At 73.0% G+C, this 18,428-nt stretch carries 23 protein-coding genes, 1 tRNA gene and 1 pseudogene; 4 read left to right on the top strand and 21 right to left on the bottom strand.

Annotated elements, in window-relative coordinates:
- Positions 1–183 precede the first annotated feature (183 nt).
- The 12 genes from ABZ272_RS17910 to ABZ272_RS17855 form a co-directional block, all read right to left on the bottom strand.
- Positions 184–765, bottom strand: coding sequence for a MerR family transcriptional regulator (locus ABZ272_RS17910; RefSeq protein WP_355051042.1), 582 nt, complete (start codon positions 763–765; stop codon positions 184–186).
- A gap of 192 nt (positions 766–957) precedes the next feature.
- Positions 958–1,422 carry a bifunctional nuclease family protein gene (locus ABZ272_RS17905; RefSeq protein WP_007460347.1) on the bottom strand — a complete coding sequence of 155 codons (465 nt, stop codon included), beginning with the start codon at positions 1,420–1,422 and terminating at the stop codon, positions 958–960.
- Positions 1,423–1,603: 181 nt separating this feature from the next.
- Positions 1,604–2,305 (bottom strand): MerR family transcriptional regulator, encoded by a 702-nt coding sequence (locus ABZ272_RS17900; RefSeq protein ID WP_355051256.1) that lies wholly within the window; start codon positions 2,303–2,305, stop codon positions 1,604–1,606.
- A gap of 50 nt (positions 2,306–2,355) precedes the next feature.
- On the bottom strand, positions 2,356–2,808 hold the full coding sequence (locus ABZ272_RS17895; protein WP_007071101.1) for an FHA domain-containing protein: 453 nt from the start codon (positions 2,806–2,808) through the stop codon (positions 2,356–2,358).
- A gap of 217 nt (positions 2,809–3,025) precedes the next feature.
- Positions 3,026–3,406 carry a glycine cleavage system protein GcvH gene (gene gcvH / locus ABZ272_RS17890; RefSeq protein WP_355051255.1) on the bottom strand — a complete coding sequence of 127 codons (381 nt, stop codon included), beginning with the start codon at positions 3,404–3,406 and terminating at the stop codon, positions 3,026–3,028.
- A gap of 83 nt (positions 3,407–3,489) precedes the next feature.
- Positions 3,490–4,464: a DUF881 domain-containing protein gene (locus tag ABZ272_RS17885; RefSeq protein WP_355051041.1), complete on the bottom strand. Its 975-nt coding sequence runs from the start codon at positions 4,462–4,464 to the stop codon at positions 3,490–3,492.
- A gap of 11 nt (positions 4,465–4,475) precedes the next feature.
- Positions 4,476–4,808, bottom strand: a complete 333-nt coding sequence (locus tag ABZ272_RS17880) for a small basic family protein (RefSeq protein ID WP_355051040.1) — start codon at positions 4,806–4,808, stop codon at positions 4,476–4,478.
- The gene (locus tag ABZ272_RS17875) at positions 4,805–5,740 is read right to left on the bottom strand and encodes a DUF881 domain-containing protein (RefSeq protein ID WP_355051039.1); all 936 of its coding nucleotides are present in this window, start codon (positions 5,738–5,740) and stop codon (positions 4,805–4,807) included. The genes ABZ272_RS17880 and ABZ272_RS17875 overlap by 4 nt, the downstream gene beginning before the upstream one ends.
- A complete protein-coding gene (locus tag ABZ272_RS17870; RefSeq protein ID WP_355051038.1) occupies positions 5,737–6,369 on the bottom strand; it encodes a CDP-alcohol phosphatidyltransferase family protein in 633 nt (210 codons plus the stop codon). Before ABZ272_RS17870 ends, ABZ272_RS17875 begins: the two co-directional genes overlap by 4 nt.
- Positions 6,370–6,650: 281 nt before the next feature.
- The gene (locus tag ABZ272_RS17865; protein WP_355051254.1) at positions 6,651–7,118 is read right to left on the bottom strand and encodes a MarR family transcriptional regulator; all 468 of its coding nucleotides are present in this window, start codon (positions 7,116–7,118) and stop codon (positions 6,651–6,653) included.
- A 56-nt stretch (positions 7,119–7,174) separates the two neighbouring features.
- On the bottom strand, positions 7,175–8,353 hold the full coding sequence (locus tag ABZ272_RS17860) for a PP2C family protein-serine/threonine phosphatase (protein ID WP_355051037.1): 1,179 nt from the start codon (positions 8,351–8,353) through the stop codon (positions 7,175–7,177).
- A 74-nt stretch (positions 8,354–8,427) separates the two neighbouring features.
- Positions 8,428–8,685: a hypothetical protein gene (locus ABZ272_RS17855; RefSeq protein WP_355051036.1), complete on the bottom strand. Its 258-nt coding sequence runs from the start codon at positions 8,683–8,685 to the stop codon at positions 8,428–8,430.
- Positions 8,686–8,796: 111 nt separating this feature from the next.
- Between ABZ272_RS17855 and ABZ272_RS17850 the strand changes: the two genes are divergently transcribed.
- From ABZ272_RS17850 to ABZ272_RS17840, 3 genes are all read left to right on the top strand, one after another.
- A complete protein-coding gene (locus tag ABZ272_RS17850) occupies positions 8,797–9,666 on the top strand; it encodes a universal stress protein (RefSeq protein ID WP_355051035.1) in 870 nt (289 codons plus the stop codon).
- A 71-nt stretch (positions 9,667–9,737) separates the two neighbouring features.
- Entirely contained in the window at positions 9,738–9,950 is a 213-nt protein-coding gene (locus tag ABZ272_RS17845) for a phosphatidylethanolamine-binding protein (RefSeq protein ID WP_088948250.1), read from the top strand.
- Positions 9,947–10,423 carry a hypothetical protein gene (locus ABZ272_RS17840; protein WP_355051034.1) on the top strand — a complete coding sequence of 159 codons (477 nt, stop codon included), beginning with the start codon at positions 9,947–9,949 and terminating at the stop codon, positions 10,421–10,423. Before ABZ272_RS17845 ends, ABZ272_RS17840 begins: the two co-directional genes overlap by 4 nt.
- Here ABZ272_RS17840 and ABZ272_RS17835 read toward each other — a convergent pair.
- Positions 10,420–10,626, bottom strand: a complete 207-nt coding sequence (locus ABZ272_RS17835; RefSeq protein ID WP_355051033.1) for a hypothetical protein — start codon at positions 10,624–10,626, stop codon at positions 10,420–10,422. The genes ABZ272_RS17840 and ABZ272_RS17835 overlap by 4 nt on opposite strands.
- Before the next feature lie 133 nt (positions 10,627–10,759).
- Here ABZ272_RS17835 and ABZ272_RS17830 point away from each other — a divergent pair, with 133 nt between their 5' ends.
- Positions 10,760–11,410: a hypothetical protein gene (locus ABZ272_RS17830; RefSeq protein ID WP_355051032.1), complete on the top strand. Its 651-nt coding sequence runs from the start codon at positions 10,760–10,762 to the stop codon at positions 11,408–11,410.
- Positions 11,411–11,415: 5 nt separating this feature from the next.
- Here the strand turns inward: ABZ272_RS17830 and ABZ272_RS17825 are convergent, their stop codons facing one another.
- The 8 genes and pseudogenes from ABZ272_RS17825 to ABZ272_RS17790 all read right to left on the bottom strand — a co-directional run.
- Positions 11,416–11,601, bottom strand: coding sequence for a hypothetical protein (locus tag ABZ272_RS17825; protein ID WP_355051031.1), 186 nt, complete (start codon positions 11,599–11,601; stop codon positions 11,416–11,418).
- A gap of 72 nt (positions 11,602–11,673) precedes the next feature.
- Positions 11,674–12,951 (bottom strand): hemolysin family protein, encoded by a 1,278-nt coding sequence (locus ABZ272_RS17820; protein ID WP_355051030.1) that lies wholly within the window; start codon positions 12,949–12,951, stop codon positions 11,674–11,676.
- Between the two features lie 78 nt (positions 12,952–13,029).
- A complete protein-coding gene (locus tag ABZ272_RS17815) occupies positions 13,030–13,227 on the bottom strand; it encodes a hypothetical protein (protein WP_145781709.1) in 198 nt (65 codons plus the stop codon).
- A gap of 587 nt (positions 13,228–13,814) precedes the next feature.
- Positions 13,815–15,569, bottom strand: coding sequence for a selenocysteine-specific translation elongation factor (gene selB / locus ABZ272_RS17810; RefSeq protein ID WP_355051029.1), 1,755 nt, complete (start codon positions 15,567–15,569; stop codon positions 13,815–13,817).
- 2 nt (positions 15,570–15,571) lie between these two features.
- Complete coding sequence (gene selA / locus ABZ272_RS17805) at positions 15,572–16,876, bottom strand: L-seryl-tRNA(Sec) selenium transferase (protein WP_355051028.1); 1,305 nt, start codon at positions 16,874–16,876, stop codon at positions 15,572–15,574.
- A gap of 20 nt (positions 16,877–16,896) precedes the next feature.
- Positions 16,897–16,992, bottom strand: a tRNA-Sec gene (locus ABZ272_RS17800).
- Between the two features lie 34 nt (positions 16,993–17,026).
- Complete coding sequence (gene nrfD / locus ABZ272_RS17795; protein ID WP_355051027.1) at positions 17,027–18,217, bottom strand: NrfD/PsrC family molybdoenzyme membrane anchor subunit; 1,191 nt, start codon at positions 18,215–18,217, stop codon at positions 17,027–17,029.
- A pseudogene (locus ABZ272_RS17790) lies at positions 18,214–18,428 on the bottom strand (4Fe-4S ferredoxin); the annotation flags it as partial. The gene nrfD and the pseudogene ABZ272_RS17790, both read right to left, overlap by 4 nt.

Here is an 18,428-nt window from a genome sequence, read left to right as displayed (position 1 = left end):
CCGCCGTCCACCCGAGATTCCACCCACCGCAACCGGAGCACCACAGAAAGTGTCCACCGTGGATTCATCGACCGGGGAACGGCCACCCGACGTCGACCGCCCTGACCCACAGTTACCAGACGGGCGTGCCCAAAAAAGTCACCCACACCAACGGACCGCGCACCGACAGACGCGCAGCGCTACTCAACCCGCGCGCCGCCGCGCCCGCCGCGCCGCCAACTCGTCGCCCACCGGATCCGACGAGGACCCCACCACCGGCTCCGCCGGGCCGCTCGCCGCCGGCTCCGCCGGCAGATGCGACAACGACCCCTGGATCTCCTTGAAGGCCCCACCGATCGCGATCCCGAACACGCCCTGCCCACCCTGCAACAGGTCGACCACCTCCTCCGGGGACCGGCACTCGTACACCGTCGTCCCGTCAGAGATCAGCGTGATACCCGCCAGATCCTCCACACCACGCGACCGCAGCGCCTCGATCGCCTTACGGATGTTCTGCAGGGACACCCCCGCATCCAACAACCGCTTCACGACCTTCAACACCACCAGATCGCGGAACGAGTACAACCGCTGGGTCCCCGAACCCGACGCGTCCCGGACGCTCGGCACCACCAACGTCGTCCGAGCCCAGTAGTCCAACTGCCGATAACTGATGCCCACCGCGTGGCACGCCGTCACACCTCGGTAGCCCACCGAGCCGTCACCCTCAGGCGTCACACCCGGCTCGTTCACCTGTGTACCCGGATCGGGATCCTGCGGCTCGTGCATGCGGACAACCTCCCCGTCAGTGCGGCGACGCATCGTTTCCTGCGACGCGCACCCCTCGACACGGCAACCCTAACGCCACCTTCAGGGGTTACCGCGGAGGAACCGGCGCGACACGCCGCGCAGCCACCGAGAAAGATCACCAACCACGCGCCGGCGTCACCCACCGTGACACCAGCCGGGGACCCGAACCGCTCAGCCCGCGAAGTCCTCCGGACGCACCTGCTCCAGGAACTCGCGGAACTTCTCCACCTCATCCTCCTGCTCGTCAGGGATAACGATCCCCGCCTCGCTGAGGACCTGCTCGGCACAACGAATCGGCGCACCAACCCGCAACGCCAACGCGATCGAATCGCTCGGACGCGCCGACACCCGCACCCCGTCACCGATCAACAGATCGGCGTAGAACACGTTCTCCTTGAGCTCGGTGATCTCCACCGCCTGCAACGGCGCCTGCAACGCCGCCAACACATCCCGCAGAAGATCATGCGTCAACGGACGGGCCGGCTTGACCCCCTGCTGCTCATAAGCGATAGCCGTGGCCTCCACCGCACCGATCCAGATCGGCAGATAGCGGTCGCCCTCGACCTCCCTGAGCAGGACGATCGGCTGGTTGCTGGGCAGCTCCACCCGAACTCCGACCACGCTCAGCTCGCGCACCGCCGCCTCCGTGTCGTCGTCAACCTACGCACCGCGCCCTTCCCTGCACGGTACACGGACCGCAACACGGCCGTCCCATGCGCTACAGCACCACGTCCGCGCCAGAAAGGGGTTACCCCGGCAAGCCTACGGCACGCTTCGGAGAAGAGATCTTTCCGCTCCGCCGCACCTGCCGGGCACCTCACCGACCCAACGTCGACCGCAACCCCACCCGCACCAACGCCGCGTGTAACTGCTCCGACAACGCCACCAACTCCCGCGCCGTCTCCGCCGCCCGCGCCCGCGCCGCCGGGTCACTCTGCCGCGCCAACGGCGCCACCAACTGCGCGAACAACCCGACCTCACGATCGGCCGCAGTCCGATAACCCCGCAGATGCCGCGGCTCCAACCCGTACGCCGCCAGACCCGCCACCGCCGACGCGATGATCAACGCATCCGCGTCATACCACCCCGGCGGATCCGACACCAGCACACCGAGCCGCTCCAACTCCACAAGCGTCGACTCGTCGATCCCACTGCGGGCCACCAACTCAGCCCGGCCGAGCCGCACCTGCGACGACTCGGCCGGCTCCGCCGACTCCCGACCCGGCACCGCACCGTCAGGCCCCACCGCCACCAACGCCGGCCGCGACCGCTCCGGCTGCTCACCGGACGAATCCCACTCGGCCAACTGCTCACGGATCACCCGCAACGGCAGGTACCTGTCCCGCTGCGCGGTCAACACGAACCGCAACCGCGCCACATCGTCCCAGCTGTACTTCCGGTAACCCGAAGCCGTCCGCTGCGGCTCAACCAGCCCCTCGGCCTCGAGGAACCGCAACTTCGAAATCGTGGTGTCCGGGAAATCCACCCGCAACTGACCCAGCACCTCACCGATGCTCATCAGCGGCTGGGACCGGGCCGCCCCGGGTGGCGTGGAGGCCGCAGGCTCGTTCACCCCCGGCCGGCCTCCTCCTCCGGGCGCGGACCGGCGATGAACACCACCCGGAACTTACCGATCTGAACCTCGTCACCATTGCTCAACGTGGCCGCCTCGACCCGCTCACGATTCACGTACGTGCCATTGAGGCTACCCACGTCCCGCACCGTGAACGTCCCACCATCACGGTGGAACTCCGCGTGCCGACGCGACACCGTCACGTCATCGAGGAAGATGTCACTGTCCGGATGCCGGCCACTGGTCGTCACGTCGTGGTCCAACAAGAACCGGGCACCCGCATTCGGGCCGCGACGAACCACCAGCAGCGCCATACCCGGCGGCAACGAACCGGACATCCGGCTCGGCACCACATCGGTGTCCGGCCCCTCCAGCACTTCGTCGAGCGAGCCGAGATTGAGCGTCGAAGTGACGTCGAGCGGGGGGAACTCGTCGTCTGGGCGCGTCATGGGACCACCTCACGGATCTGTTCGGTCGGCGTCGGGTAATGGCGGGTCTGGCCGCCGGGCACTCCAACACCCGGCGGCTGGCTCCCCGTGCCCGGGAAGGCAATTCCGCAACGCACAACTAATGGGTTCTTCTCGGTCGACTGGGCGAGCCTAGCCAGCGCCGAAATGCAGGGCAACCGGACGCGCGCAGACATCCCGCACGCCGGATCAAGCACACTCAGCCTTCGGTGATCTTCTGATACGCGCCCGCCGTGAGCAACCCGTCGGTCGCCGTCGGATCAGTCGGCGTGATCTCCACCAACCAACCCTCACCGTACGGATCCGTGTTGATCAGCTCAGGAGTGTCACCCAGCGCCTCGTTCCGCGCCGCCACCGTACCCGCGACCGGCGCGTAGATCTCCGACACGCTCTTGGTCGACTCGATCTCACCCAACGAGTCACCGGCCGCCACGACCGCACCCGCCTCCGGCAACTGCACGTACACGATGTCACCCAGCGCGTCCTGCGCGAAGTGCGTGATGCCGACCCGGATCGAACCGGTGCCGTCACCCGCCACCCACTCATGCTCGGCGGTGTATCGCAGATCCTCGGGAATCACCAGACGCGTCCTCATCCATCGTGCCCCGGACCACCCGGGCCCGGCGCGGCCGCGCCGGTCAGCAGACCGGACGGGCGTGTTTCCTACTTGGTCGGCACGTGCAGCGCCGAAACCTCGGCAACCTCACGCTCCCCAAACGTCACGTTACCGCCGTCACCCCGGACCGACGCCACCACCCCACCAGGAATGTTCAACGCCGTACGCATCGTCGCCGGATCACCGATCACCGTGATCGTGTACGGACCCGTCAACCGACGCCCCTCCACCATCAACGACCCGTTCTCCCCATCCAGGAAGTACGTCGACGCGATCACCCGCACCGTCGCACGGTCACCACCGGAGATCTGCATCGCCTCCGCGCCCGCGCCCCGCAACTCCTGCACCGCGTCCAACACCCGGTTCGCCGTGATCGGCTTCACCCCGCTGGAGAACTGCACCGTCAACCCCGGACCCACCGCCGGCAACGTACCCGCCAGAATCCCCAGCTCGTCCGCCCGACGCGTCGCCTCGTCCAACGCCGCCTGCCGACCCTGCTCACCCGAGGCCAACTGCCGCTGACTGTCCTCCAACGCCCGGATGTCCTGCTGCAGGCGACTCTCCCGCGCGTCCAGGTCCGACAGGATCCGCACCAGGTCCTCCTGACGCGTCGCCCCCAACGTCGGATCCGTCGACGTCGTCTTCAACTGCACCACCAGCGTGAAGCCCAGCAACGCCAACAACACCGCGATCATCACCCCGGCCGCGCTCCACCGCGACCGACCGGTCACCTCGGGCGCGGCCGGCAGCACCTCGGGCACGTCCGGCTCGTCCGACGACACCGCCGGCTCCCCCGCGCGCGACACCGCGCGCAGGTCCACCGTCGCCCCATCATCGGCCGGCTGCGGCTCCGCGTCGTCCGGCTGCGGCTGCGACACCGGCTCGCGCGGCGCCAACGGACTCAACTCGTCCGGATCCGGCGCGTCCGGCCGCGGATCCGGCTCACCCGCCGGCCCACCGGGCCGCCCCGGCACCGCCGGCTGCGGCCAGCCCGTCCCCGTCTCATCCTGCTCGTCGCTCATCGCTGTCAAACCTACGCCCGGAACAGGTGCCGGCGGATCGCCGCCACATTTCCGAAGATCCGCACACCGAGCACGACCACCACACCGGTAGACAACTGCCCACCCACGCCCAACTGGTCACCCAGATACACGATCAGGCCCGCCACCAGCACGTTCGAGATGAACGACACCACGAACTGCTTGTCGTCGAAGATGCGGTCCAACTTCGCCCGCACCCCACCGAACACCGCGTCCAACGCGGCCACCACCGCGATCGGCAGGTACGGCTGCAACGCCGACGGCACCGTGGGATCAAGCCACACCCCGAGCACCACACCGGCGAGCAACGCCAGCACCGCGATCATCCGCCACCTCCGGAAGGACTAGCGGTCCCCGGCGAACCCGACGACCCAGGACTGCCAGACCGGCCACCCGCCCCCGAAGGGCTCGGACTGACCGACGGCTTGGCGTAGCGTAGCTGCGGCTCCGGAGCCGCCGGCAGGGTGAGGTCCTCCGCCTCCCGCACACCGAACGACAACCCGGTCTTCTGCGCGACCTCCCGCATCAGCGCCGCGTTCCGACTGTCCTCGAACTTGCGCCGCATCGACCCCGGACCCGTCGCCGACACCTCGTACGGCCCTGTCACCGGCCGGAAATCCACCAGGATCGCCTCACCCGCCGAACGAATCGTCGACGTCGACGTCAACCGCTGGCCGTTGATCGCGATCGCCTCCGCGCCGGCGCTCCACAACGCGTTCGCCACACCCTGCAGATCGCTGTACAACACCCGCGGCGGCCCCGCGCCCGCACCGGTCACCGCGTCCGCGTTACCCGGAGCGTCCGCCAGGCGCACCACCACACCGTCACCCCGCACCCGACCCAGCCCGGTGCTCGCCTCCAGGTCCCGCAGACGCGCCGCGGCCGAACCGCTCAACGCCGCGTCCCGCTGCCGGCTGACCTCCTCACGCAACTGGTCCGCGCGCGCCGACAACCGGTCGGTCTGGCTCTCCCGCTCCTTGATCTGCGCCACCAGCCCCGAACGCGCCTGGGCGCGCCCCGGCTCGTCCGCCATCGTCTGGCGGTACGCCACCGCGAACAGGAAACCCAGCACCACCACCACGATCAGGCCGACCGACCGCGCCGCCCAGCCCCGGGGCGCGTCCGGAGACGACCCCCGCCGGCGCGCGGCGGCCGCGTCCGCGTACCCCGGGTCCAGCGGGTTGCGGAACAACTCGGTGAGGAAGTCCGGCGCGTACACCCGATCCGGGCGGGGCCGAGGCGGCGGCGTCGCGCTCACGCGGCCGCTCCCCGGTCACGTGCCCCACGCACCAACCGCGACGCCTGCACCACGTACATCGCGCCGGCCACCCAGTAGAGCACCAGCCCCCACCAGGCCAACCCCCAGCCGATCGCGGCCGTGGCCGTCGCCGCCGCGCTCCACTCGGTGGCCAGCAGCAGCACCGGGAACGCCGCGAGCAGCAGGAACGTGGCGGTCTTGCCCACGTAGTGCACCGGCGGCGGCCCGTACCCGAAGCGGCGCAGCACCGCCAGCGAACCGAGCAGCAGCAGCTCCCGGGCCAGCAGCGCGGCCGTGAACTGCCACGGCACCACCTCGCGGGCGGTGAAGGCCAGCAGCGTGGCGAGGATGTAGAGCCGGTCGGCGAGCGGGTCGAGCAGCTCACCGAGCCGGCTCACCTGCCGCAGTCGGCGGGCGATCCACCCGTCGACCCAGTCGGTGGTGCCGCCGATGGCCAGCACCACGACCGCCGCGACGTCCGCCCGGGCCACCAGGAAGAGATAGAGGAACAGGGGTACGCCCAGCAGCCGTCCGAAGCTGATCAGGTTGGGCAGGGTGAGCACCTGGTCGCCGGGCGCCTGGTCGCCGGTGTCCCGCGGGTGCTCTGCCTGAGCCGGCCGACGCGACACCGAACCTCCTTCACGGCACGCCCCGACGCCAGGCCGAGATCGGGCGCGGCGGAGGTCGTACGCGCTGTCGGGCCGGCAACCACCGGCTCCCCTGCGGCCCCGGGACGGGACCTCTGCCCTGATACGGCCCGCGATCTCCGAGATCGCGGGCCGGGTAAGTGCGCTGCCACTATATCGGGCTCTCGTCGGCGGCCCGGCCGCCGTGCGCTGTCGGCGCGGTGGTGTGGCGGTGTGGTGTGGATCACGACCGCTAAGCCGTCCTAGGATACTAGTGGAACACGTCAGGCCGTCTGGACCGCTGCCTGGTCGGCCTGCTGCTCCGGCACCGTCTGCGTGGCCGCGCGGCCGAACGCCAACAGGGACGCCAACAGGTCGTGCTGCGTCCGGGGCGGCATCCTGTCCAACACGGCCTGCACCGCGCGCTGCCGGCGCGCCGCCAACTCCCCCAGCAGCGTCAACGCGGCGGCCGTCGGGACCAACCGCACCTCCCGCCGGTCGCGCGGATCCGCCACGCGACGCAACAGGCCGGTCGCCTCCAACCGGTCGCACAGCCTGCTGGCCGAGGAGGGCACCACGTCCAGCAACTCCGCCAGCCCGTTGACATTGGTCTCCGGCCGACCGCTGATCAGCATCAGCACCCGCAACTGCGTCGGTGGAACCTGGTGCCGCGACGCCGCCGAGTCGAGCACGGCGATCAGCGTCTCTGCGGCCGCGTTGATCGCCGCGGCGAGATCCGTCGGTCGCTCCACCCGATGTCCCCTGCCGTCGTCGCGCTGGTGCCCGCCCGGGACGGTGGCGGCGACTCTCATCCGCCATCCCGCCCACGCGGACCATGCCAGTCGAGGCAGACGACGACGGCGTCGTCGCGCAAATCGGAATCCGCGTGGTAAGCGTGTAGTTCGCGCATCACCGTACCAACCGCCTCGGTCGCCGGCTGCAACCGAGTGGCGCGCAGCGACCGCGCCATCATTCGCTGGCCGTACGGCTCCCGGCCCGCCGGCTCGGCCGCCCACACCCCGTCGCTGACCACGAAGATCCGGTCACCCGGCGCGAGGTGGAACTCCTGCACCTCGTAGCGGGTCTCGGCGAACATGCCCAGCGGCAACTGCTGGTCCAGCGTCATCGGCTCGACGGTCGCGCCGCGCATCCGCAGCAGGTGCGGCGAACCGGCGTCGACCGCCCGTATTCGCCCGGTGACGATGTCCAGCTCCAGCAGCAACGTGGCCACGTGTCGACGGCCCCGGTGCTGGTAGTAGACCGTGTCCGAGGCCAGCTCCGCCTGCTCCACGAGGCCGCCGTCGGAGCGGCGGGCGTTGCGCATGGCGTTGACGGTGACCGCCGTCAGCAGCGACGCGGCCAGGCCGTTGCCCTCGCCGTTGAGCACCGTCAGGGTGAGCCGATCCCCGTCCAACGACCAGTCGAAGTGGTCTCCCCCGACGGTGTACGCCGGTTCCAACTGCCCGGCCAGGTGGAAGCAGCGGTGTGCCACGCTGCGCCCGGGTAGCAGGTCCCACTGCATCTCGGCGGCCATGCTGAGCCGCTCCCGACGACGGGCCCGGCGGTACCGGTCGGTCTCCCGGTCCGCGGCCCGCATCGCCACCGCCAGGTCCCCGGCGATGTCGGTGGCACGGCCGGTGACCGCCGGGCCGGGCATGGTCGGCAGCTCGATGAGCAGCACGCCGAGGCGCTCCCCCCACACCGTCAGGGGCAGGTAGAGCCGGCAGGCGCCGTCCTCGAGACCGTCGCGCACCGGCTGCTGGCTGGAGAAGCAGCGCTGCGCCACGGTGTGCCGGGCCAGGGCCCCGGCCGCCGGCAGGTCCGGATCCAGTACGGGCCAGAGCCCGCTGATCCGGTAGTCGGCGACGAACACGTCGGTGCGCAACGCGCCCAACGCCGCCCGGATCGCCCGGTCCGCCGCCTCCGCCAACTGGTCGGGCGCGGCTTCGCGCAGAGCGCGCGACACCCCGTCCGGCGCGTCCACCATGCTTGGCCGTCCCTCCAAAACTTGCTACAGGGCAAGCATCATACGGAGAGCCCCGGACAACCCGTCGTCGCGGGTCAGTCGGCGCCGCGCGTGGCCGGGACGCCGTGGGAGGCGTCCGGCACGTCCACCGGCACGCCGGCGGGCCGCCAGCGGTTGACCGGGACGATTCCGTCCGAGCTCGGCGTGCACCGGCGCAGCAGCACCCCCGCCCCGAAGACCAGGAAACCGTCCACGCCCTGCTCGACGATCGCCCGGACCGCCCGGCCGAGAAACGCCCGCAGCTCCGCGAAGACCGGCCCGTACGCCTGCTCGAAGGCGGTCGCGGCGGCCACGTGGACGCCCCTCCCCTCGGGTCGTCGCCAGCGTACCGACCGGTGCCCGAGCGGCGGTATCGCTCCGCCGCGCCGCCACGCCCGCGATACTGGCCCGGCGGGGGTGAGGCGGTGAACGCGGCGGACAGCGCGGCGGTGGTGGTCGGCGTGGACGGCTCGCGGGCGTCCCTGCGCGCCGTACGCCTGGCCGCGGCCGAGGCGGTCCGCCGGCACCGGCCGCTGCGGGTGGTGCACGGTTTCATCTGGCCGCTGCTACGAGTGCCGGTGGCACCTGCGCCCGACGCGCCGCCGGGCGCCGGCCTGCGCGAGCGGGCAGAGGAGTTGGTCGCCGCCGCCGTGGCCGAGGCCGAGGCGACCACACCCGGGCTGACGGTCTCCGGGGAGATCATCGACGGCGAGGCCGCCGCGGTGCTGGTGGGCGAGTCCCCGACCGCCGCGCTCATCGTGCTCGGCGACCGGGGACTGGGCGGCTTCTCCGCGCTCGTCGTCGGCTCGGTGGCGGTGCAGGTCAGCGCGTACGCCGACTGCCCGGTGCTGGTCGCCCGCGGCGAGCAACGCCCCGATGGTCCGGTGGTGGTGGGGCTGGACGGCTCACCGGCGTCGCTGCTCGCCGCCGAGGCCGCGGTGGCGCGCGGCGTGCCGCTGCGCGCGGTGCACGCCTACCGGCACCCCGGCAGCAGCGGTCCCGGCGACCTGCAACCCCTGGTGTACGACGAGGCGCGGTTGCACGGCGAGCAGGAGCGGCTGCTCGGCGGCTGGCTGGATGGCCTGGCCGCACGTCATCCGGGGTTGCGTCTGACGTGCCGGGCGATCCGGGGACGCGCCGGCGCCGTGCTCGCCGAGGCGTCCGGTGACGCGCAACTGCTGGTCGTCGGGGGGCAGGGGCGCGGCGAGGTGACCGGGTTGCTGCTGGGGTCGGTAAGCCAGTCGGCGCTGCACCACGCGCGTTGCCCGGTCGAGGTGGTACGCGGCCCCGACTGACGCCCGGGGTTGGTCCGCCGCCCAACGGGTAGACGGCCGCCGTACGCCAACGGCGACGAAGGAGGCAGCAGATGCCAGGACCACGGCCGGGCAGCAACGCGTACGACAAGCAGCGGGCGCGCCTGCGCAACGCGATCGACGACTCCGGACGTCGGGTACCCGACGGCAAGGCCAATCAGGTCGCCAACCGGATCCTGCAGGAGGATCGCGGCCAACGGGGCGTCGTCCGCGGTGAGCGCACGTACGGTCCCAAGAGCGAACGCGAACCGGGCGACCCGAAGTGAGGGGCGTCGACCTGGCCGACGGCGCGATCGCCGGCGCGGTCGGCAGCACCGCGCTGAACGTGGTCGGCTACCTCGACATCGCGCTGCGGGCGCGGCCGGCGAGCAGCACCCCGGAGCAGACCGTCGACAAGCTGGCCCATATCGCGCACGTGGACCTGGGACCGGAGCCCCGGGCGGCCACCCGCCGCTCGGGGCTCGGGCCTCTGATCGGGTACGGGCTGGGCATCGCCGCCGGCATGGCGTTCGCGCTCTACGCCGGGGGCCGACGGCAGCCGCTGCCGATGGCCACCGGCGTGCTCGGCGCCGGCGTCATGGCGATGACCGACGGGTCCATCACGGCGCTGGGCATCAGCGATCCCCGGACCTGGCGGCGCTCGGACTGGATCTCCGACATCATTCCGCACGTGGCGTACGGGCTGACGGCCGCCGCCACCTGGAACAGGTTGCGGCGGCCGTCAGGTAACGGTCGTTAGGAGCGGGTGTCGCTGTCGTCCTCGGCGACCGGCTCACCCGCCGGGCCGTACGGCGACACCTGCCCCTTGGGCACCGGCCGGCCGGCGTCGCCGCGCGACGAGCCACGGTTGAGCGGATGACCCGACGGTCCAGGCCCCTTGCTGTCCTGGCTGGTCGCTCCCTTGGCGTTACGCCGGAACTCCTCCTGCTGCGGGTTCACCACGAGCGTCTCCCTCCCGGTACGGCAGGCGGCATCGACCGCCTCCACCGCCCGCATACCCGTCGGATCCGGCCACATTCCGGTCCTGGCGGGCGTCGGGAGGGCTAGCCGGGCGTGCGGTGGGTACCCGCGTGGTGTGGGTGACGATCGAGCGGTGGTGCGGGTCCTGCTGGACCGGCGGGGCGACACGTACGCCGAGGAGGCCGGCATCCGGCTCGCCGACCGTCCCGGCCCGCTGTACCAGCTGCTGGTGCTGGCCACGCTGCTGAGCACCCGCATCCGGGCGTGCGTCGCGGTGGACGCCGCGCGGGAGCTGTTCGCGGCCGGCTACCGCACACCGCAGGCCATGGAGGCGGCGAGCTGGCAGCAGCGGGTCGACGCGCTGGGCCGTGGTCACTACCGCCGCTACGACGAACGCACCGCCACCATGCTGGGCACCGGCGCCCGACTGTGTCTGGACCGGTGGCACGGCGATCTGCGTCGGCTGCACCGCGACGCCCAGGGCGACCCGGCGGGCCTGCGTCGCCGGCTCACCGAGTTCCCCGGCATCGGGCCCACCGGCGCGGACATCTACCTGCGCGAGGCGCAGGGGGTCTGGTCCGACGTGCGCCCGTACGCCGACCGTCGGGCCCTCGCCGGCGCCAAGCGCCTGGGCCTGCCCGGCTCACCGGACCGGCTGGCCTCCCTGGTCGACGAGCCAGAGTTCGGTCGGCTCGCCTCGGCGCTGGTGCGGGTGGCGCTGGGCGAGGAGTCCGCCGGTGAGGTCGCCCGCGTCGCCGCCGGCTGAGCCGCTCACTTGACGGTCTTGTCCCCCGGTCGGGTCAGGTGCCACACCAGCAGCGCGGCGAGCAGCGCCAGGACGATGACGCCGCCGGAGATGCGACGGCCCTCCTCGGGGCTGCGGCCCGTGCTGCCGAAATAGATCACCGCGAGGCCGGCGAGGACGGTGACGAACGTACGTAACCCTCGGTCCTTCACGTACCGCACCGTAGGCGCGCCCCGACCGTCCGGTGCATTTTTGCGCGGGTTGTCCCTCTTTTGGGTGCCAACTCACCGCTCGGTGACGAAGCCACGCAGCCGTACCCGCCGTACCGCCCGGTCGGCGACCTCCACCACCTCGATGGTCAACCCGGGCAACCGCACCGTCTCGCCGGCCGACCCCGGCAGGTGCCGCAACCGTGACAGCACCAGCCCCGCGATCGTCGTGTACTCCCGGGACAGCGGGAAGCTCAGTCGCACCCCCACGTCGGGCAGATCGTGCAGGGGAAAGTCACCGGGCACCAGCAGCGATCCGTCCGACTCCCGGACCACACTCCGCATGTCGCGGTCGGTCTCGTCGTACAGCTCGCCGACGACCTCGGCCAGCAGGTCCTCCAGCGTGACGATGCCGTCGATGCCGCCGTGCTCGTCCACGACCAGGGCCATCTGCTGGTGTTCCTGGCGCAGGCAGCGCAGCGCGTCGGCGACCGGCAGGGTGACCGGCAGCAGCAGCGGCGGCCGGGCCCGCTCCCCCACCGTGCCGGCCTCGGCCCGGACCAGGTCGCGGATGTGCACCACGCCGACCACCTCGTCGAGGCCGCCCAGGCCGGTGACCGGAGCACGGGACCGGCCGCTGACGCCGAGCAGACGAACCCCCTCGTGGGCGGGCAGGTCGGCCCGCAACGTGGTCACCTCCCGCCGGGCCACCAGGATCTCCCGCAGCGTCCGACCGGCGATGTCGAACGCGCCGGTCAGGATCTCCCGCTGCTGCGCCGACAGTCCCCGCTGGGTGGCCAGCATCTCCCGCAGCTCCTCCTCGGTGGTCTCCTCACGACTGGCCCGTGGGTTCCCGCCGGCCAGCCGGACCACCACGTCGGTCGTCGAGCTGAGCAGCCACACCGCCGGGCGGGACACCCGGGCGAGCAGGTCCAGTGGGCCGGCGCTGAGCAGCGCCCACCGTTCGGCGCGCTGCATGGCGAGGCGCTTCGGCGCCAACTCGCCCACCACCAGCGTGGCGAAGGTGAGGGCCACCGTCACCAGCAGCACCGCGGCCGGACGGGCCGCCGCGCCGAGGAAACCCAACGGGCCGACCAGCGGCTGGGCGAGGGACACGGCGGCCGCCGCCGAGGCGAGGAACCCGGCCAGGGTGATGCCGAGCTGGATGGTGGCCAGATAACGGTTCGGGTCCCGGGACAGCCGTACCAGCCGCTCGCCGGCCCGGCTGCGCCGACCCAACCGTCGCAACTGCCCCTCGCGCAGCGTCACCAGCGCCATCTCGCTGCCGGACAGCGCGGCGTTGACCAGCACCAGGACGGCGACCAGCGCCAACTGCCCCAGCTGACCGCCCACCACGCACCCCCGTCGACCGCCTTCCGTCACTCAACCGCAGCGCGGCCGGCCGCGGGCCCGGTTTCCGGCTGTCGGCGCTCAGTCGACCTCCAGGTCGTCAAGCGAGATGGAGTGCGTCATCAACCACCGGGCCAGCGCCGTCATGCCGAACAGCCACAGCGGCACCGACTCGGTGGGCCCGTTCGTCGCGTAGATGGCGAACCGCAGGTCCGGGGCGCGGTACGCCTCGATTCGCCACTGGTGCTGCCGGTCCCGCCAGACCGCCGAAGGGTCCATGGCGTCACCGTAGGTGACCGCCGACGGTTTGGGGGCCGGTTGGCGCGGCACCACGGCGGTACGGCCGCCGAACGGGACCGCACGGACGCCGCGCTCCGAGCAGAGCCCGCGCCAGCCGGACGCGATCCCGTCAGCCCCTGGCCCGGGCCGCACTTCTTCATCCATCCTCGCGGGACACCTCGCCGACCACCCGGCGCACGCGCCTTCAACGTCACCCACGGTCATCATCCACGCCGAACGTCGCTCGGCTACGCAGCGTCTGGCTCCGGCCGGCCCTCGACACCCTCTGCGGCCCCTTTGCTCTGCTTCAGCGGAGGCAACACCGGCCCCAGGCTGGGCAAACTTGGTGGACGCATCTCACACACAGGACCCATCAATGTGACCCTAAGTGCCTGTTTCCTCTGTTGAAGCAGAGCAAAGGGGTCGCAGGTCGGTGGGCGAGGACCCACCGACGGCACGCAGGGTAATGGCCGACTCGGGCCCTTGCGGCGTCACGAGCAGTCACGGCACCGGTGAGCCCACCCGGCACCACGATGAGCGCGGTTACCACGGCCGGTCCTGCGGCACGGGCGCGTCCGAACCGGCGTTCAGGTGACGACGACCCGCGCGTCGTCGGGCAGCCGACGGGTCGCGCCACGCCGGTCCAGCAGTTCCAGCAGAGGCACCGCCACCCGTCGGGTGGTGTCCAGCGCCTGCCGGGCCGCCGACAGGGTGAACGGCTGGGGCAACCCGGCGAGGACGGTGACCGCCGCGTCGAGCGCGTCGGGCAGCAGCACCACGGTGTCGGCCAGCCGCAGCAGCGCGCCGGCCCGTACCGCCGCGCCGATCTCCCGGGGTCCCAGGCCCAGTTCGACGAGACGGTCCGCCTCCGGGGCGCGGAACGGCCGATCGGCGTACTCGGCGCGAACCCGCTGCACGGCCCGCGCCACCGGCTCGGGCAGGGTGTCGACGGCGGCCGTGCCGATCCGGCCACCGTGCACCCGCAGCGGCGGACGCACCAGCGCCTCGACCAGCGCCCGGTCGGGCAGGGCGAGACGTTGCCGCAGCGCGTCCACCGGCATGCCCGCCTCCAACGGGTGCTCCCGGGCGTAGCGGGTGACCTCCTCGGTCACCTGGTCGCCGAGCTGCCGCCAGTGCCCCGGGTCGGCCAGCCAGTCACCGGCCACCGGCGTGGCCTGCACCGGCACACCCATACGCCGCAGCGCACCGACCCGGACCAGGCGACGGCGGCGCAGCTCGCCGGCCAGGTCGGGACGACCGTCCAGCTCGGCGAGGACCGCCGCGCGGGCGGCCGCCGCGCCACGGCGGGACAGCGGCGGCGGCGCGACGTCGAGGACCCGTACGCCACCGGCAACGTGATGACGGCCGGGGTCACGTAGCAGCGCCCGGTCGCCGACCAGCAACGGCAGCGGGCGGGCCAAGCGGAGCCGTACGGTGTCCACGCCGAGCGGCCGGACCCGCACCGGAACGGCCGCCGACCCCACGTGCAGGGTGAGCGTGGCCGGCAGGTCGGCGGCCGGGTCACCGGAGAGCCGCACGTCGACGAGGTCGGTGCGGTGGAACCGCCCCGGGGTGAGCAGCGCGTCGCCACGGCCGAGCCGGTCGCGGGGCGTACCCCGCAGGTTGACCGCCACCCGAGCGACGGCCGACGCCTCCGCTCGGGCCTCGCCCAGGCAGTGCAGGCCGCGGACCCGGACCGGCTCGTCGACGCCGGCCAGTTCCAGGGTGTCCCCGACCCGCAGCCGGCCGGCGCCCAGCGTTCCGGTGGCGACGGTGCCGCTGCCCCGCACGGTGAAGCTGCGGTCCACCCAGAGACGCACGGGCGCGTCCGCGACGGGGTCGGGCAGCCGCGCGACGAGCCGGTCGAGCGCGGCCCGTAGCTGCGGCAGCCCGGCGCCGGTCAACCCGCTGACCGCCACCGTCTCCACCGCGCCGAGGCTGCTCGCCGCGATCTCGGCCCGGGCGCGCTCCGCCGCCGGCCGCGGGTCGGCGAGGTCCGCGCGGGTCACCACCAGCAGGCCGTACCCGACGCCGAGCGCGTCGAGCGCGGCCAGGTGCTCGGCGGACTGCGGCATCCACCCCTCGTCGGCGGCGACCACGATCAGCGCGGCCGGCACCGGGCCGACGCCCGCGAGCATGTTCGGCACGAACCGCTCGTGCCCGGGTACGTCGACGAAGGCGATCGTGCCGCCGGACGGCAACGTCGTCCAGGCGAACCCCAGGTCGATGGTCATGCCCCGACGGCGTTCCTCGGCCCACCGGTCGGGTTCCATCCCGGTCAACGCCCGGACCAGGGTCGACTTGCCGTGGTCGACGTGCCCGGCGGTGGCGACGACGAACATGCTCAGTCGTCCCCGGGTACCCGCAGCACGGCGGCCAGGACCGCGTCGTCGGCGTCGACGGGCACGCACCGCAGGTCGAGAAGGAGCCGGCCCCGCACCACCCGACCCAGCACCGGCTGGTCTCCGGTGCGCAGCGGCACGGCGTACCGCTCGGGCAGGCTCAGCGCCCACGATTCCAGCTCGACACCGGGAGCGCCGCCACCGCCGACGACGGCGACCGCTTCCACGACCTCCGCCTTGCGTCCGTCCGCGCCGAGCCGGTCGCGCAGCAGCTCCACCCGGCGGCGCAGAACGGCCGGATCGGCGTGCAGCGCGGCCCGCGTCGGAGTGTCCGGCCGGTGCAGCGTGGCGGCCAACGCCGCCAGGGTGAGCTTGTCGACGCGCAGCGCGCGGGCCAGCGGGTGGCGGCGTAGGCGCTCGACGAGCGCCGCGTCGCCGAGCAGCAGGCCGGCCTGCGGGCCGCCGAGCAGTTTGTCGCCGCTCGCCGTGACCAGGGCCGCGCCGGCGCGCAGGGTGCTGGCCGCGTCCGGCTCGTCGGGCAGCAACGAATCCGGTGCGAGCAGCCCGGAGCCGATGTCGGCGACCACCGGCACGTCGAGGGTGGCCAGTTGGCGCACGGGCACGGCCGAGGTGAAGCCGGTGACCTGGAAGTTCGACGGGTGCACCTTCAGCACGAACCCGGTCTGCGGGCCGACGGCGGCGGCGTAGTCGTCGAGCGTCGTGCGGTTGGTGGTGCCCACCTCGCGCAGTCGCGCGCCGGTGCTCTCCAGCAGGTCCGGTAGGCGGAAGCCGTCGCCGATCTCGACGAGCTCGCCGCGGCTGACCACGATCTCCCGGCCGGCGGCCAACGCCGTGGCCGCCAGCACCAGCGCGGCGGCGCCGTTGTTGACCACGTGCACGGCGGCGGCGTCGGGCACGGCGGCGGCGAGCGCGTCGAGCGCGTCGCGGCCCCGGTGGGCCCGGCGCCCGGTGTTCAGGTCCAGCTCGACGTCGGTGTGCCCGGCGGCCCCGACGACCGCCGCGACGGCGGCCGGCGACAGCGCCGCACGGCCCAGGTTGGTGTGCAGCACGACGCCGGTGGCGTTGAGCACCGCGCGGGGACCCGGCGCGGGCAATCCGGCGACGGAGGCGTCCCGCACCTCGTCGGGGGCGATCTCACCACGGCGGGCCCGCGTCTGCGCCCGCACGACGGCGGCCTTGACCCGCTCGCGGCCGAGGGTCGCGATGGCCGCCGCCAGCTGCGGATCGGCCAGGAGGGTGTCGGTGCGGGGCACCCGACGTCGCGGGTCCTCGCTGCCGTCACCCATCACGTCACTCCTGCCGCCGTTGGCGGAGACGGACGGGAATCGAACCCGCCTGGCCCGGGTCCCGGACCACACCGGTTTTGAAGACCGGGAGGGGCACCAGCCGCCTGAACGCCTCCGTCGCACATTCGATCACAACGCCGGTGCGAGCGCTCAGTCAGTCGCCGGATCCGCCTCGGCCCGCCGGGCGTTCACCCGCTCGCGTTGCGGCACGACGGTGTAGCGGGGGTCGCGGGCGGACGCGACGCCGCCGTAGAAGATGCCGAACCGGGTGGCCACCGACGCGCTCAGCAGGGCGGCCCCGGACAACGCCCCGACGGCGCGACTACGCCGGCCCAGCAGCGCCCCGGCCACCCCGACGGTGGTCAGCAGCCGACCGGCGCGCAACAGCCGGCCCGGCCGACCGGACCGGTAAGGCTCGCTGAGCAGCCCGAGACGGCTCTCCACGCGGTGCGCGCCGTACAACTCCAGAGCCGCGCCGGCCACCGCCATCCGGCGGGCCGGCCCGGCCTGCGACAGCGGCGCGGCGAGCAGACCGACACCCGCGCCGCTGGCCAGCGCGCTGCCCGCGAAGATGACCGGCAGCTCGGGGTACGCCTCATGCCACGACGGCACCGCCGTGTCGGCGAGCAGGACCCCGGTGTACGTCGCCAGGGCGGGCGCGGTGACGGCGGCGACCAGCCCGGCGGCGTGCCCGACCGGCGGCAGAGCCCGACCCACCAACCCGAGCGGGCCGCGCCGGGGCAGCCAGCCGGCGGTCTCGGCGATCGCCGCCACCCCGGCGGCTGGCCCGAACGCGGTGAGGATCCAGGTGCCCACCGACATGGGCGAGGTCAGCTTCGCCACCCGCAGCATGTGGTGGAACCGCTCCGGCCGGCCCAGGTCCCGGATGAGGAAGACCGCGCTGGCGCTGACGGCGCCCAGCGCGGTGATCCGGCCGGCGCGGCGCAGCGCCGGCCGCCGGGTGAGTTGACCCCCCACGGCCAGCAGCGACGAGCCGGCGGCCAGACCGCCGGTGAACAGGTACGCGGCGATGTCCCACTTCCACACCGGGGCCTTGAGGACGGGCCGGCCGTAGTAGGAGGTGAACTCGGCCTCGGGGACCCGCAGCTCCTCCCCGCCGCCGCGACGACCGCGCCGGGAACGCCGCGCCGCGTTCTCCCCGGGTTGCGGCGTCCGATCCTCGTGGCGTCGCGGGGTCCGATCCTCGTGGGCGCGGGCCGGCACGGCCACGTCGGCACCGTCGTCCGCCGGCCTCTGGGCCGGTAGGTCGAGGCTCGCGGCGGCCAGTCGGTCGCGGAACCGGCGGAACCGGTCGCCCACCGGGAGGCGCTCTGGGGTCACGAGGATCTCCCGACGAAGGCAGCGACGGTGGCCGCCGCCATGGCGAGCGCGGCGATGCCGGCGCGTTTCCACATGGTCGGTAGGTCTCGGGTGGTCACCACCGGGTCCGGTGGCAGCCCGTACACCTCCGGCTCGTCGAGCAGCAGGAAGAACGCGCCGTCACCACCCACCCCATCGTCCGGATCGTGCCCGTACAGGCGGGCCTCGGGAA

This window comes from Micromonospora sp. NPDC005979 (assembly GCF_040614415.1).
GTDB lineage: Bacteria > Actinomycetota > Actinomycetes > Mycobacteriales > Micromonosporaceae > Micromonospora.
This window is presented reverse-complemented; position numbering and strand designations above follow the sequence as displayed.

Excerpts from the sequence above, each read along its gene's own strand:
- ABZ272_RS17885 (WP_355051041.1), bottom strand. The coding sequence starts at position 4,464 with ATGAGCGACGAGCAGGATGAGACGGGGACGGGCTGGCCGCAGCCGGCG.
- ABZ272_RS17845 (WP_088948250.1), top strand. The coding sequence starts at position 9,738 with ATGCCAGGACCACGGCCGGGCAGCAACGCGTACGACAAGCAGCGGGCG.
- ABZ272_RS17910 (WP_355051042.1), bottom strand. The coding sequence starts at position 765 with ATGCACGAGCCGCAGGATCCCGATCCGGGTACACAGGTGAACGAGCCG.
- ABZ272_RS17860 (WP_355051037.1), bottom strand. The coding sequence starts at position 8,353 with ATGGTGGACGCGCCGGACGGGGTGTCGCGCGCTCTGCGCGAAGCCGCG.
- selB (WP_355051029.1), bottom strand. The coding sequence starts at position 15,569 with ATGTTCGTCGTCGCCACCGCCGGGCACGTCGACCACGGCAAGTCGACC.
- selA (WP_355051028.1), bottom strand. The coding sequence starts at position 16,876 with ATGGGTGACGGCAGCGAGGACCCGCGACGTCGGGTGCCCCGCACCGAC.
- ABZ272_RS17895 (WP_007071101.1), bottom strand. The coding sequence starts at position 2,808 with ATGACGCGCCCAGACGACGAGTTCCCCCCGCTCGACGTCACTTCGACG.
- ABZ272_RS17880 (WP_355051040.1), bottom strand. The coding sequence starts at position 4,808 with ATGATCGCGGTGCTGGCGTTGCTCGCCGGTGTGGTGCTCGGGGTGTGG.
- ABZ272_RS17900 (WP_355051256.1), bottom strand. The coding sequence starts at position 2,305 with ATGAGCATCGGTGAGGTGCTGGGTCAGTTGCGGGTGGATTTCCCGGAC.
- ABZ272_RS17815 (WP_145781709.1), bottom strand. The coding sequence starts at position 13,227 with ATGGACCCTTCGGCGGTCTGGCGGGACCGGCAGCACCAGTGGCGAATC.